General features: G+C 70.0%; 11 protein-coding genes, 4 tRNA genes and 1 pseudogene. 7 read left to right on the forward strand and 9 right to left on the reverse strand.

What is annotated here, in order from left to right; all coding sequences use genetic code 11:
- Window positions 1–333: 333 nt before the first annotated feature.
- Window positions 334–576: pseudogene (locus FHS34_RS40240) on the forward strand (hypothetical protein); the annotation flags it as partial.
- 770 nt (window positions 577–1,346) lie between these two features.
- On the opposite strand, the gene FHS34_RS40245 reads toward FHS34_RS40240, so the two are convergent.
- From FHS34_RS40245 to FHS34_RS40280, 8 genes are all read right to left on the reverse strand, one after another.
- Window positions 1,347–1,712 (reverse strand): hypothetical protein, encoded by a 366-nt coding sequence (locus FHS34_RS40245; protein ID WP_225817444.1) that lies wholly within the window; start codon window positions 1,710–1,712, stop codon window positions 1,347–1,349.
- Between the two features lie 8 nt (window positions 1,713–1,720).
- The gene (locus tag FHS34_RS40250; protein ID WP_184975414.1) at window positions 1,721–2,167 is read right to left on the reverse strand and encodes a hypothetical protein; all 447 of its coding nucleotides are present in this window, start codon (window positions 2,165–2,167) and stop codon (window positions 1,721–1,723) included.
- A 31-nt stretch (window positions 2,168–2,198) separates the two neighbouring features.
- The gene (locus FHS34_RS40255; protein WP_225817445.1) at window positions 2,199–3,734 is read right to left on the reverse strand and encodes a restriction endonuclease fold toxin-2 domain-containing protein; all 1,536 of its coding nucleotides are present in this window, start codon (window positions 3,732–3,734) and stop codon (window positions 2,199–2,201) included.
- 213 nt (window positions 3,735–3,947) lie between these two features.
- A tRNA-Lys gene (locus tag FHS34_RS40260) sits at window positions 3,948–4,020 on the reverse strand.
- A 99-nt stretch (window positions 4,021–4,119) separates the two neighbouring features.
- Complete coding sequence (locus FHS34_RS40265) at window positions 4,120–5,661, reverse strand: amino acid permease (RefSeq protein ID WP_184975417.1); 1,542 nt, start codon at window positions 5,659–5,661, stop codon at window positions 4,120–4,122.
- 199 nt (window positions 5,662–5,860) lie between these two features.
- Window positions 5,861–7,978 (reverse strand): DEAD/DEAH box helicase, encoded by a 2,118-nt coding sequence (locus FHS34_RS40270; RefSeq protein ID WP_184975420.1) that lies wholly within the window; start codon window positions 7,976–7,978, stop codon window positions 5,861–5,863.
- A 381-nt stretch (window positions 7,979–8,359) separates the two neighbouring features.
- Window positions 8,360–8,896: a hypothetical protein gene (locus tag FHS34_RS40275; protein WP_184975423.1), complete on the reverse strand. Its 537-nt coding sequence runs from the start codon at window positions 8,894–8,896 to the stop codon at window positions 8,360–8,362.
- A 181-nt stretch (window positions 8,897–9,077) separates the two neighbouring features.
- Window positions 9,078–9,428: a metallopeptidase family protein gene (locus FHS34_RS40280; protein ID WP_184975426.1), complete on the reverse strand. Its 351-nt coding sequence runs from the start codon at window positions 9,426–9,428 to the stop codon at window positions 9,078–9,080.
- An 83-nt stretch (window positions 9,429–9,511) separates the two neighbouring features.
- Here FHS34_RS40280 and FHS34_RS40285 point away from each other — a divergent pair, with 83 nt between their 5' ends.
- From FHS34_RS40285 to FHS34_RS40310, 6 genes are all read left to right on the forward strand, one after another.
- A complete protein-coding gene (locus FHS34_RS40285) occupies window positions 9,512–11,080 on the forward strand; it encodes a metallophosphoesterase family protein (protein WP_184975430.1) in 1,569 nt (522 codons plus the stop codon).
- 80 nt (window positions 11,081–11,160) lie between these two features.
- A tRNA-Glu gene (locus FHS34_RS40290) sits at window positions 11,161–11,233 on the forward strand.
- A gap of 36 nt (window positions 11,234–11,269) precedes the next feature.
- A tRNA-Asp gene (locus FHS34_RS40295) sits at window positions 11,270–11,344 on the forward strand.
- A 24-nt stretch (window positions 11,345–11,368) separates the two neighbouring features.
- Window positions 11,369–11,442: transfer RNA gene (locus FHS34_RS40300), tRNA-Phe, on the forward strand.
- A 97-nt stretch (window positions 11,443–11,539) separates the two neighbouring features.
- A complete protein-coding gene (locus FHS34_RS40305) occupies window positions 11,540–12,205 on the forward strand; it encodes a histone deacetylase (protein WP_221510072.1) in 666 nt (221 codons plus the stop codon).
- A gap of 158 nt (window positions 12,206–12,363) precedes the next feature.
- Window positions 12,364–12,684: a 6TM ABC transporter family protein gene (locus FHS34_RS40310; RefSeq protein WP_184975433.1), complete on the forward strand. Its 321-nt coding sequence runs from the start codon at window positions 12,364–12,366 to the stop codon at window positions 12,682–12,684.
- Between the two features lie 13 nt (window positions 12,685–12,697).
- Here the strand turns inward: FHS34_RS40310 and FHS34_RS40315 are convergent, their stop codons facing one another.
- A complete protein-coding gene (locus tag FHS34_RS40315; protein WP_184975436.1) occupies window positions 12,698–13,711 on the reverse strand; it encodes an ABC transporter permease in 1,014 nt (337 codons plus the stop codon).
- Window positions 13,712–13,778: the final 67 nt, after the last annotated feature.

Consider the following 13,778-nt stretch of genomic DNA (forward strand, 5'->3'; position numbering starts at 1 on the left):
GCCTGCATGCCGGACACCGCCTGGCCAATAAACGGGCTCCCGCCAGGCTTATCCCGGAGTTCAGGTAACACCCCGGTTTTGATGTCGTCTGGTTTTCTTTCGACACGTCAGCAGCGATTCACTTGCGTTCGTCTTCCCGGTCCCCACCTGACGCCTCTTACGACGCCTTTTCCTCATCGCTCACCACGACGGTCTTCAGCCAACGCAGCATGAGGCGGTTTGAAGCCTCCCCCCGCAGGGCGGCTCCGAAGGGCCACGAATCCTTCATCTTCCACACAGCACCGCAATTGGAAGCTGTCCTACTACCAACTCCTTCACGCGTTCAGGACGCAATACCTGTGGAAACGCGACCACGTCGACGGCTGGCTCGGCGACGCGCCCGTCATCTGGATCGACGACGACTTCACCGACCTCGACCACGAATGGGCCAGGGAGCGCACCGCCCGTGGTTATGTCACCGCCCTGGTCCAGCCGGATCCGCACATCGGGCTCCTGGCCGAGCACTTGGTCGAGGTTCTGGCGTGGGCCGTCGCCCTGTTGCCCGTCACGCAGGCTGATACCGCAGGCGTTCCATGAGAAGCCGACGCCGCATAGGCGGTCAAGCCGCGTAAGACACCAACGGCCTGCCCTCGCCACGGTAGACGGCGAGGGCATCAGCCTGGGTGGGGACTGAGCCTGCGCTGATCAAGCGTCGCCCAGCGGCTTCGGCGCGGCGGTTTGGTGCAGGGTTTCGGCCGGTGCGCTGGAGATCCGGGTGATCAAGACGCGGGCGGGCTGACGGGCTGTGGTCAGCTCCCACTGGGCAGCGAGTCTGCCCCCCGTGCTGGACCGTGAGATCGCCGAGAAGGCGGCAAAGGTGTTCCCCGTCTCGTCAGCTCCAGCGGCAACCGATCCGCAGGCCATTGGCACGTCCGCTCACACACCGCCCGCGCAACGCGCCGAAAACGAGTCAGCGCCCGAGCCGACCGAAGCCGACTCAGGCGCTGCACCGCAGGTCAGGGGCCATATCCCCCGCCCGCCATCGGTAGGCCCTGTGGGACTCGAACCCACAACCAATGGATTAAAAGTCCTGGCCAAAGGTTGCCGGGTGATTCCGAACGGTGACTGCGCATCCGGAATCACCTGGTCAGCGCACATCCAAGGTGATCGTCAGTCTGCCCCATGCCAGCTCGTGCCACCGCATCCGCTCACGCATCGCTCACGCGTTATCGCAGCCCTGAACAGTGGGGGAAGGCTGCAAAGTCCTGGAGCAACGAGCTGGCCACATGAGTCCCTGACCCCGCTCCGCTGAAGCACGCCGCCCCCTTCCTCCCCTCGGCCCGAAACCGCACATACCGCATCCAGAACTACTCCGGTCGTTGTACGAGGAACGCGGCTGCCGCATCCACGTCAGCTGCGCAGGCGAGGGTCGGCAGTTCGTGGCTAGGCAAACCAGCAAGTTCCAGCGCAGCCCGCCCGAGCCTGTGTGCGGCCCCAATCGATTGACCGTCAGCGACGGAAGCATAGAAGCGCGCAGCGTACGTGATCGCGTCTGAGTCTCCGATCTTGTCCGCCATGCCGATCGCAAAGGGAACCGTCTCAACAAGGTCGTTGATTTGGCTGGCGGAGTGGCAGGAATTGAGGACTACCAGCAGCGGCGGATCGTCGGAAGCCTCAATGGCGCTGGCAAACGCCCGAGCTGTAACGATGGCACGGAACTGCGATCTCCCCACCGTCAGGTTCAGTCGAGGTCGCCCGTTTGCACGAGGTGCTCCGTGAAGGCGGCGGCGATGCGCGGGCGCGTGGCATCCGGGACGGGAGCATCCGGGAGGTCGGCCTCCAGACCCCATTCCGTGTTGAACATGACGGCCATACCATCTGGCACCACGATGTTCCTCAGCCAGAGAACGAACCTCGCCGCCGAATGTGCGGTGCAGTCCTTGACTGAGACCCCTTCGGGAGACAGCAGTGCCATGCCTTCCAGCTGCTCGTCGTCCAGGGTGATCCCGAAGTGCATCGACGACCCGCTGATGGGACCGTCAGTTCCGTCGTCGACCCGGATGAACTCGTCGGGGTTGCGTTCCCGGAGCCGGGATTCCAGGCCCTCGTAGGTCAGTCCCCAGCTCTGCCCGTTCAGCGGGGTGAAGATGTACATGGTGCGCAGTTCCGCGATCTGCTCCGGTTCCATAAGAGTCTGCTTCCTGTGCGAGGGGGCGGAGTCAGGGGACGTAGCGTGCATGGCCCTTGACGCCGTAGGCGGCCATCATGATGCGCCAGTACTGGACGGCTTCCTGGTTGTTGGTGACCGTCTCCACTCCGCGCATCTCCTTGTTACGCGGGTCGCGGAGCGCGGCGGCGTATTTCTTCAGCTCGTCACGATCCGACCGATAGAGGAAGTCCTTCTTTCCGCTCTCGTGGTTCACGCGGAGTTCGTCGAGCGAGCGGTAGCACCGCTGGTTCGGCTTGTTGACGTACTTGGCCTCGATGGCCATCCCGTCGGCCTCACGGAACCCGTCCACCATGAGCGTGTTGTTCACGCTGTGCCCGGCCGGGATGGGCACTTCGTATTCGGGATAGCCGGCCACCCGCATCTGGTAGGCGACCTCGGCCGGCCTGCCGCCTGAGAAGTCCCCCGAACGCAGGGAGTTCAGCCAGGTCTGGAAGTTCTTCTGTTCGCCAGGCTTGAGTAGCGGGAAGCGTGGGTCTGGCGGAATCTCCGGTGAGATCGGCTGGACTCGTGGGCCGTTTGCCGGGCGGTAGGCGGCCGGCACCAGGGTCGGTATGCGGATCAGTGGACCAAGGAGCGGCGGCACGCCAGGTATGAAGCCACCGCTGTCCGGCTGCGGCATCGGCACGCGTGCCTTGGAGCTGTCCAGGGCCGGTGGGATCTTGCCGAGGGCAGCGATCCGCATGTCCCCCGCGGCGAGTTCATGCAGCCCACCGTCGTGGCCGTCTCCTCCGAGACTCGGCTGCTCCCACGGCCAGAGATTGTCGAGGGGTGAGGTCTCCTCGTAGGGCAGCCGCCGCTTGGCTGTCTCTATGTGATCGGCGTAGGCGTCGCACGCATTGGCAAGCATCTTGCAGGCGACGGGAAGATTCGCCATGAGCGTCTCGTGCTCGCCGAGCTCACCGGGCGGCGGGTTCTTGCCGACGAACTTCTCGAAGAAGCCCTTGACCGCGCTCGCTGTCTCACCGGCCTGGTCCAGCGTTGCGGTCCTCCACGCGGCCTCCGAGTCCCAGTAGGCGTCTTCCAGAATCTTGGACGCCTGACGCCACGTCTTGGCCACTGCCCGAAGCTTGTGGGGCTGCCCCAGGAAGCGTTCATTGAAGAGGTACTGATCGACGCCACTGGTCTCGCCGACGACCTCAGGCAGGTCCTGCGCGTTGTGGCTCGCCCGCGGGTTGCAGTCAGGGCCGGACGGCTGCGCGCCGATCCCCATGTCCAGCGGGCTCTTCCCCAGGAGTTCCGCCGCGATCTTGCTCTCCTGCTTGAGGAGCTCCTCCGACGACTTGAGCAGAGCGCCAGCACCGTTGGCCATCACTTGATGAGCGAAGCCGGACTTGTCGAACACCGTCGCGACGGCTTCCTTGTACACCGTGGCGAAGGCCCGGCCCGCATCGTTGTCGCCGGCCATGCCACCGTGCTCGCTGAGTTCCGTAAAGAGGAGACTCAGCATCTCGTAGATCAGGTCGCGCAGCCCCACCATCGACCAGGACGCGTTGACGAAGTTCGCCGTCTGATGCCGAAGATCCAACGGTTCCCCCGCTGACCGCTGTCGATACCCCAGGGAACCGTACACGCCTGCGAACTCGGCCAGTCCTGGATGCACCCGATCCACAGGACGTGCGCACGCCCGCTCACGCATCGCTCGCGCAAGAGCCGGAAAACGAAGCAGCGCCCGAGTCGACCGAAGCCGACCCGAGCGCTGCGTAGCAGGTCAGAGGGGTTAACCCCCGCCCGCAACCCGTAGGCCCTGTGGGACTCGAACCCACAACCAATGGATTAAAAGTCCACTGCTCTGCCAATTGAGCTAAGGGCCCAGGCGATGTTGCTTGTCCGAGCATAGCCGGACGAGGCCGTGTCGCCGATCGGGTATCGGGGACACGGCCGCGTCGCCAGGGGCAGGAGCGGGGAGATGGTCACTTTTCGGCCGGGATGGGAGCCTGGGCGGGGGTGCGGGCGAGGAACCAGTGGCGGGCCGAGGCCAGCCACCAGGTCGCCGCGAAGCCGAGGACGACCAGGACGGCGACCGGGGCGTAGTTGAAGGTCTTCCAGGTGACCGGGGAGACCTGCGGGAGCATGAAGAGGACCGTGATCACCAGCACCCAGCTCACCGAGACGATCCCGATGAGCCCCGACCAGCGGCCCAGGTGCCAGGGGCCCCGGTCGAAGGCGGCGCCCTTGCGGACCCGGAGGAAGGTCGGGATGACGTACGCGATGTAGAGCCCGATGACCGCGATCGAGGTGACCGCCGCGTAGGCCGTCGTGTTGATCAGATAGGGCAGGCCCAGGGCCAGGGCGCCGAGCGCGGCCAGCCAGACCGCCGCGACGGGGGTCCGGGTGCGCGGGCTGACCGTGTGCCAGACGCGGGAGAAGGGCAGTGCGCCGTCCCGTGAAAAGGCGTAGATCATGCGGCTGTTGGCGGTGACGGAGGCCATGCCGCAGAAGAGCTGGGCGCCGATCACCACCAGCAGGAGCAGCTTTCCGGTCGTCGCGCCGAGCGCGTCCAGGAGGATCTGGGCCGGCGGGGCGCCCGTGGGGGTGGCCAGTTCCGCGTCGTACGACTGGATGGCGAACGTGAATCCGAGGAGCAGCACGAAGCCGGCGATCCAGGACGTCCAGATCGAGCGGACGATGCCCTTGGGGCCGGCCGTCGACGCGTCGTGGGTCTCCTCCGTCATATGGGCCGAGGCGTCGTAGCCGGTGAAGGTGTACTGGGCCATCAGCAGGCCGAGGAGGACCACGTACGGACCGCTGCCCCAGCCCGTCCGGTTGACGAACTCGGTGAAGACGAAATCCGGTGACCGGTGGTGGTCGGGCACCAGCGCCAGGGCGCCGACGATCACCGCCACGCCCACGACGTGCCACCACACGCTCACGCTGTTCAGGAAGGCCACGATCCGGACGCCGAAGGTGTTCAGCAGTCCGTGCAGGACGAGGATCGCCGCGAACAGCGCCACGGTGCGGCCCGGCGTCACCCCGAAACCGAACTGGAGGTTCAGGTAGGCGCCCAGGAAGGAGGCGGCGCCGAAGTCGATGCCCGCGGTCACCGCGACCTGTCCCAGCACGTTGAACCAGCCCGTGAACCAGGCCCAGGCCGCCGCCGAGCGCGGGGGTGCCAGGCGGTGCGCCCAGAAGTACAGGCCGGCCGAGGTGGGGTAGGCCGAGCAGATCTCGGCCATCGACAGGCCCACGAAGAGCGTCATGAGCCCCACCGCCACCCAGCCCCAGGTGATCACCGCGGGGCCGCCCGTGGTCATGCCGAACAGATAGAGCGTCAGGCAGCCGGAGAGGACCGAGATGATCGTGAAGGAGACGGCGTAGTTCGAGAACGCCGACATGCGGCGGGCGAGGACCTGGGTGTAGCCGAGCTGCGCCAGCCGTTCCTCGTCCGAAAGGCCGGAACCTCCCGGCCGCCCACCCGCTTCCGGCTGCCCGCCCGCTCTCGCGTCATCTGTCATGCCCCCAGCAATTCCCTCGCGGAGGGCGTGACATGCGTCACTCGGACATGCGGTGTGGCCGGAAGATCCCCTCGCGGGGCCCGTCGCCGGCCCCGGCCCCCGCCCGGACGGCGGCCGAACCCCCGCCGTCGCCGGTCCGGAACGCCGGAAGGGCCCGTACGACCGAAGTCGTACGGGCCCTTCCTCACCTCACTCGGTGTCAGCCGTTGCGCTTCCAGCGCGGCTTGTCGTCGCGGCGGCCGAAGGAGCCGGTGCCACGGTGGTCGTCACGACGGCCGTAGGGGCGGTCGTGGCCACCGGTGCGGAAGCCCGGGCGGTCGTCGCGGCGGTCACGGTTGAACGGACGGTCGCTGCCCCGGTGCCCGCCACGCTCGTCGCGACGGAAGCCGCCACGGTCGTCACGGCGCTCGAAGGAACGGCCGCCACGGTCACGGTCGACCGGACGGCGGTCGCCGCCACGGTCGTCGCGACGCTCGAAGGAACGGCCGCCACGGTCGTCACGGCGCTCGAAGCCACGGCCACCGCGGTCGTCACGGCGGTCGAAGCCGCGGTCACGGTCACGGTCACGGTCACGGTCACGGTCGACCGGACGGCGCTCGCCGCCACGGTCGTCACGGCGCTCGAAGCCACGGCCGCCACGGTCGTCACGGCGCTCGAAGCCGCGGTCACGGTCGAACGGACGGCGCTCGCCGCCACGGTCGTCACGGCGCTCGAAGCCACGGCCGCCACGGTCGTCACGGCGCTCGAAGCCACGGCGCTCCCGGCGCTCGTACGGGGCCGCCGCCGGACGCTCCTCGCGCTCGGTCTCGCGGGCCACCGGCTCCTCGGCCACGGCCAGCTCCTCCGCGGCCGTCGCCTGCGCCTCGGCCACCGCGGCCTCCGGGTCCTCGCCGCGCTCGCGGGCGACCCGGGCGACCAGCCGGTCGGCCTCCTCGCGCAGCTCGGCCGCGCGGCGCTGGGCGCGCTCCAGCTGCTTGGCGAGCTGGGCGACCTCGCGCTCGGCCTGCTGGGCGGCGTTGCCCGCGGACTCGGACTGGACCTCGGTCATGGAGCGGGCGCCGGTGATCTCGGCGACCTCCGGGTCGAAGGTGCCGGCGCCCTGGATGATGTGGCGCGCGGCGTCGACGCCCGCGTCCTCCATCAGGCGGAAGATCTGGCGGCGCTGGTGCGGCAGCGACAGCGAGACGACCGTGCCGGTGCGGCCGGCGCGAGCGGTGCGGCCCGCGCGGTGCAGGTAGTCCTTGTGGTCGCCGGCCGGGTCCACGTTCAGGACCAGGTCGATGCCGTCGACGTGGATGCCGCGCGCGGCGACGTCGGTGGCGACCAGGACGTTGACGTAGCCGTCCTTGAAGTCGGCCAGGGTGCGGGTACGGGCGCCCTGGGTCATGCCGCCGTGCAGCGCGTCGGCCTTCACGCCGGCCTCGCGCAGCTGCTCGGCGACGCGGTCGGCGCCCAGCTGGGTGCGGACGAAGATGATCGTGCGGCCCTTGCGGGAGGCGATCGCGGCGGTGACCGGCGCCTTGTCCTTGGGCTTCACGATGAGGATGTGGTGCGACATGGTCGTCACCGCGCCCTGGGCCGCGTCCACCTCGTGGGAGACGGGGCTGTTCAGGTAGCGGTCGACCAGGGTCTGGATCTCGTTCTCCATCGTGGCGGAGAAGAGCATGCGCTGGCCGTCGGCCGGGACCTGGTCGAGCAGCTCGGTGACCTCGGGCAGGAAGCCCAGGTCGGACATCTGGTCGGCCTCGTCGAGGACGGTGATCTGCACGTCCTCCAGGGAGCAGGCGCCGCGGTTGATGATGTCCCGCAGGCGGCCCGGGGTGGCGACGAGGATGTCGACGCCGCGCTCCAGGGCGTAGATCTGGTTGCCCATGGAGGTGCCGCCGCAGACGACCTTCATCTTCAGGCCGACGACGTCGCCGTACGGCTGGAGGGCGTCGGCGACCTGCATGGCCAGCTCACGGGTCGGCGTGAGGATGACGGCGCGGGGCCGCTTCTTCTCGGTGCGGCCGCCGGCCAGCAGGGCCAGGGTCGGCAGACCGAAGGAGAGGGTCTTGCCGGAGCCGGTGCGGCCACGGCCGAGGATGTCCTTGCCGGCCAGGGCGTCCGGGATGGTCGCGGCCTGGATCGGGAAGGGGGTCGTCACGCCGTTCTGCGCGAGCTTGCGCACGACGCCCTCGGGGAGGCCGAGGTCGGCGAAGGTGGTCTGGGGGGTGGTGTCAGCGGCCTCGACGGCCTCGGTGACCTCGGTCGTCACGTCCACGAGCTCGTTGTCGTTCTCGGGCATGACGATCTGATCAGTACTGGACACGGACATGCGAATGCGAAACCTTCCGGAGTCTCTTCGGCACGCGCCCGTCAACTCCGTGAATCGCTCACGACCGCCTCAATGCGGTCCGCCACGGTAAGGGAGAGTACGCGCCACACGGCGCGCTCTGCAGTGGCGCCGGGCAAATGGGATCAAACGATCTACCACCATACGCACCCTCCACCCCCGAAGGCAAACCGATGTGTGGAGCCGCACGTCGGCGGGAGATCACTCCCCCGGCTCCGGCCCGCCCGGTCCCCGATTCCGGCCGGCGCCGCTTTCCGGTCGCCGCAAGGGCTGCCGCCCCCACAGGCGGCTCCCGGCGGTACCGAACCGGTGTCTCGCGAACCGTCCCCGCCCGGCTTCGTCCCCGGCCCGGTGCGGCGAACGTCACACCGGAACGCCCGCCGCGGGTGCCGGCTCCCGCTGGACCAGCTGCGGCCCCGTCTCCTCGTGCGCCGACGAGGACGGCTCGGCCGACGGCTGCTCCGTGACGGGCGGCGGCGGGGTGGTGGCCGGCGGCTCGGGCGGGGCGGAGCTGGCCGGGGGCGTCGGCTCCACCTCGGTCGGCGCCGGATCCCCGGGCGGGTCGGTCTTCCCCGGCTCCCCCGGCTTCCCGGGCCTTCCCGGCTTCCCCGGCGTCTGCGACGCGCTGCCCGTGCCCGACGGGCCGGCCGGCGCCGGGGCCGACCGGCCCGGCCTGGCCTTGCCGCCGTGCCCGCGCTTGCCGTCAGCGGCCACGCCCTCGTCGGCGTAGCCGCCCACATCCGCCACGGGGACGCCGTCGGGCGCCTCGCCGCCGCGCTGCCCCGCCGAGTGGGAGGGACGGGCCCGGCCCGCGTCGTCGCCCACGTTCACGCAGCCGGCGGCGGCGCTGACGGCCAGGACCGTCACGGCGAGACGGACGGGTACGTTCAAAGGGCGCACGGCGGCCACCTCCGGGGGCGGGGAAAGGAGTCAACCTGCCCAACTCCCGCCGCCCGCAAGAGGACACGCGCCCCGCGCGCAGAGGCGCACGGGCCCACGGCCGCCGGCGCTCGGCCCCACCGGCGTCAGCGCCCCCCTGCGCACCCCGCGCACCGCCGCCCGGACGTACGCCTCCCCGCGCTCACCCGTAGCCGAGGGCGTGCAGGCGGGTGTCGTCGATGCCGAAGTGGTGGGCGATCTCGTGCACCACGGTCACCTCGGTCTCCGCGACCACGTCCTCGCGGCTCTCGCACATCCTGAGCGTCGGCCCCCGGTAGACGGTGATCCGGTCCGGCAGGACACCCGCGTACCACTCGCCCCGGTCGGTGAGCGGTGTCCCCTCGTAGAGCCCGAGCAGCTCGGGATCGTCGGCGGGCGGCTCGTCCTCGACGAACACCGCGACGTTGTCCATCAGCCGTGTCAGCTCCGGCGGAATCCGGTCGAGCGCCTCGGCGACCAGTTCCTCGAACTCCTCGCGCGTCATCTCCAGCACATGGTCATTGTCCGGTACGAACGGCCCGTACGAGAGTGCCGGGCCGTCGCATATCCGCGCCGCGGCACGGGCATACGGGACCAATGGCCCGCGTCCCCGCAGCCCTGAGCACCATGCTGAACCGGACCCCGAACCGCATCCGCCCCGCCCGCCACCGCCCGCTTCCCCGTCTCGAACTCGCCGCCCGCCCCCGCCCCTGGCTGCGCGCCCTCGGGCTCACCGCGGTCGTCCTCGTCGGCGCCTGGCTGGGCCTGCTGATCGTCGGCAACGTCCGGGCCCCGGTCGGCCCGATGGACACGACGATGGCGCTGCGCCCCTCCGTCAGCGGCGGCACGAAGATCAACATCTCTCCCCTGGGCGCGCTCAGCCTGGACAGTCACATCGCCCCGGTCCGTCTGGACGTGAACGTCGACCAGCTCGACCCCGAGCGCTCCCAGGCCCTCGTCGACCACCCCGAGCGGCTCTCCGGGCTCCAGGACGAGGTGGCCCGGGACGTCGAGCACGGCACGCTCGACCTGGCGGTGCGCTCCTGCGTAGCCGTGGTCTCCGGGGCCACCGCCCTCGGCCTCGCGGTCTACCGCCGCCCGCGCCGGGCCCTGACCGCCGGCGGGCTGGCCCTGGCCCTGCTGGCCGCCTCGGGAGCGTCCGCGTACGCCACCTGGAACCCGAAGTCGGTCCTGGAGCCGAGGTTCTCCGGGCTGCTCAGCTCGGCGCCGTCCGTGGTCGGCAACGCGCGCAGCATCGTCACGGAATTCGACGTGTACCAGAAGGAGTTGGCCCGCCTGGTGACGAACGTGACGAAGCTCTACGACGTCACGTCCACCCTCCCCGCCTACCGGCCGGACCCCTCCACCATCCGGGTCCTGCACGTGTCGGACATCCACCTCAACCCGGCGAGCTGGAAGATCATCGGTTCGCTGGTGAAGCAGTACCAGGTGAACGTGATCGTCGACTCCGGGGACACGATGGACCACGGCGCTGCGGCGGAGAACGGCTTCCTGGACCCGGTCCGGGACCTGGGCGTGCCGTACGTCTGGGTGCGCGGCAACCATGACTCCCGGACCACCCAGCGCTACCTGGAGCGCATGAAGAACGTGCGCGTCCTGGACGACGGCCGGGCGCGGACGGTGGCGGGCCTGCGGTTCGCGGGCATCGGTGATCCGCAGTTCACCCCCGACCGTTCGGTGGTGCCCGGCAGCGAGGCCTCCGAGGAACTCGCGGGGGCCCGGCTGGCCAGCGCCCTGCGCGACCAGCAGGCCGCCGGCACCCCCGTGGACGTGGCGGTCGCGCACGAGCCGTCCGCCGCCCGCGAGACGGACGGCCAGGTGCCGCTGGTGCTCTGCGGGCACCTGCACCACGAGGGGACGGAGATGCTGCCGTACGGCACGCGGCTGCGCATGGAGGGCTCGACCGGCGGCAGCGGGCTGCGCGCCGTGGAGCACAAGTACCCCGCCCCGATCGAGGCCTCGATCCTCTACTTCGACCGGGACAGCCGCCGGCTGCAGGCCTGGGACGCGATCCGGCTGGGGGGACTCGGCCTGACGACGGCCGAGGTCAGCCGCCACCTGGCGGACGAGAACCAACCCGGTGCCACCCGCTCGCCCTCCCCCTCCGCTCCCGGCTCGCCGGGCACCGCCACGGCCTCGCCGTAAACCGTTTTGGCGATACCCCTCGCCATCCCATATGCTTCTCACGTCCCCGACGCGCTGAGAAGCGCCCAGGCGGGCCGATAGCCCTCATCGTCTAGCGGCCTAGGACGCCGCCCTTTCAAGGCGGTAGCACGGGTTCGAATCCCGTTGGGGGCACGCAATACCGTGTGCGACACTGTTGCACGCAAGCTTGGTCCTGTGGAGCAGTTTGGAGTGCTCGCCACCCTGTCAAGGTGGAGGCCGCGGGTTCAAATCCCGTCAGGACCGCTGGTGTTTCACGTGAAACACCGTGGCTGGGTAGCTCAGTTGGTACGAGCGTCCGCCTGAAAAGCGGAAGGTCGCCGGTTCGACCCCGGCCCCAGCCACAGCCGCCCTGACCAGGGCCTGAGCCCCTCTCCAGCCTCGCTGGAGAGGGGCTCTTTCGTTTCACCGACGCCGACCGGTACGCCGACGGAGCTGACCATGGTGAAAGCCTTGCCGAGCATCGATCCGTCACTGCCGCTCGACCGGCACCCGGAGCGGGTCTGGTACACCTCCTACGGCTCCAACACGCACCTGGACCGGCTCGCCGCCTACATCAAGGGCGGGCGCCCGCCCGGCGCGGCACGGGAGTACCCCGGATGCCGCGACCCCGCCATGCCGGCCCGGTCGATCCCGGTGGAACTGACCGGCGCCATGTACTTCGCCACCCGATCGCCCGTGTGGGGCGGAGGACGGGCCTTCTACGACCCCGGGGCGAGCGGGCGCGTGCTGGCCCGAGCGCATGTGGTGACGAGCGGCCAGTTCGCCGACATCGCGGCCCAGGAGATGTACCGGGCGCCGGACGTGGACCTGGACCTGGAGGAGGTCTTCACCCGGCGACGTGCCGTACTGGGCGAAGGGCGTTACGAAACGCTCGTGTGTGCCGGTCAGCTGGAGGGCATGCCCGTGCTGACCTTCACGGCGCCATGGGGGATGAACGACGTGCCATGGGTCCCCCCTTCCGCCGCCTATGTCAGGTTCCTGGCCGCGGGCCTGCTGTCCGCCGGCGCCTGGGACGTGACAGCGGTCGCCTCGTACATCGCGGCCTGCCCCGGCGCGACCGGCCACTGGTCGGCTCGGGACGTCTCCGCCCTGCTCGACCCCTGATCCGGTCACGGACACCGGATCGGCTCACGGCACCGACTCCGGTGACCGTGCCGCCTTGGCACCGTCACCGGTGACCGTGCCGCCTTGGCACCGTCACCGGTCGGCGCTACGTTCAGCCTGATCGCGCGCGGCGGTGTGCGGGGGGGTGGGGGAGAGAGATGAGCCGGGACGAGGCCAGAGCCATCCGGGACACCGAGCTGGAGAAGGACCGGGCCCGTTACGGGCTGCTGGCGGTCGTCGTCAGCAACCTCGCGATCGCCGGAGTCGCGATCTTCGGGGTGTGGCAGCTCGACGGGGACAAGGCGGTGATCGTCGGCATACTGACCGCCGCGTTCACCGCGGTCAGCAGCATGACCACCGCGTATCTCGGCATCAAGGCCATCTCCAACACGGCGAGGTCGATCGCCCTCGGGGACGGCCCGGCCCGCAGACTCCCCGAAGCCGCCCCGCCGTCCGCACCCGACCGGCGCGCCCCCTAGGGCCTCTCGGACCCTAGGCCTCGGGGACCGGCAGGGCCGGGCGGCCGCCCGGGTGGCGCTCGCGCCAGATCACGAAGACCGCGCAGGAGACGAGCGCCCAGCCCGCGAGCACCAGGAACGGGAACGCGTGCTGGTGGCCCCGGAAGTACACGGCGGTGTGCTGGGCGTTCACCGAGGCGCCGGGCGGCAGCCAGCGGCCGATCGTGCCGAGCGGGGACGGCAGCAACGGCCAGGAGACCGCACCGCCGGACGACGGGTTGCCGAGCAGCACCATCAGTCCCCACGTCGGCAGCATGGCCCACCGCCCGATCAGGGTGTTGAACATGGTGAACACCATGCCGGAGGTGAACATCGTCAGGGCGAGGATGAACCACGACTCGACGAACGGCAGCTTCAGCGCCTTCAGCCACCAGTCCACCACCGCGGCGATCGTGAACCCGCCGAGCACGGCGGAGGCGACGATGAAGGCGATGCGCTCAAGGGGGTTCAGCGCCTTCGCGTGCACGCTGAGCTGAATGGCCCCGACGAATCCGATGATCACGGCGGCGAGCGAGATGTAGAAGATCGCGAGCCCTCTCGGGTCGCCCTTCTGCAGCGGGTTGAGATCACGGACCACCACGGGGGTGTCCGTGGCCCTGCCCACCTTCGCCGCCGCCTCGGCGAGCAGCTGGGCGACCGTCGCCCCGGAGGCCCCGGACACGTCCAGGGTGAGCGCCCGGCCGCCGGCGGGTGCCTCGACGACCGCGAACACCTCCTGCTCGTCCACCGCTCGTAGCGCCGCCGCCCGGTCGGCGTACGTGCGCAGCTTCAGGGAGGCGCCCAGGGCCTCCTCCATGCCGTCGACGAACCGCCGGGCGGCCGGCTCGGCGTAGCCGCGGATCACCGCCGTGGGGATGCTGTGCGGGGTGGGGTTGGCCATGGCGTACGTGTAGGAGCCGGCGAAGAGGCCCGCCGCCGCGGCGATGAGCACCAGCAGGACGGTGGCGGGAACGAAGGGGGACGTCTCTCCGCGGGGCGAATCCGACATAAAGATCACTGTGGCATCTCGCCTCTGAGGGTGCCCGTCGATCGCCGCGTGCCGATCCGTCGCGGTT

It is taken from the genome of Streptomyces echinatus (assembly GCF_014203595.1).
GTDB lineage: Bacteria > Actinomycetota > Actinomycetes > Streptomycetales > Streptomycetaceae > Streptomyces > Streptomyces echinatus.

Coding starts and splice junctions, on each gene's coding strand:
- FHS34_RS40270 (WP_184975420.1), bottom strand. CDS start 7,978: ATGTCCGTGTCCAGTACTGATCAGATCGTCATGCCCGAGAACGACAAC.
- FHS34_RS40310 (WP_184975433.1), top strand. CDS start 12,364: ATGAGCCGGGACGAGGCCAGAGCCATCCGGGACACCGAGCTGGAGAAG.
- FHS34_RS40315 (WP_184975436.1), bottom strand. CDS start 13,711: ATGTCGGATTCGCCCCGCGGAGAGACGTCCCCCTTCGTTCCCGCCACC.
- FHS34_RS40250 (WP_184975414.1), bottom strand. CDS start 2,167: ATGGAACCGGAGCAGATCGCGGAACTGCGCACCATGTACATCTTCACC.
- FHS34_RS40285 (WP_184975430.1), top strand. CDS start 9,512: ATGGCCCGCGTCCCCGCAGCCCTGAGCACCATGCTGAACCGGACCCCG.
- FHS34_RS40305 (WP_221510072.1), top strand. CDS start 11,540: ATGGTGAAAGCCTTGCCGAGCATCGATCCGTCACTGCCGCTCGACCGG.
- FHS34_RS40265 (WP_184975417.1), bottom strand. CDS start 5,661: ATGACAGATGACGCGAGAGCGGGCGGGCAGCCGGAAGCGGGTGGGCGG.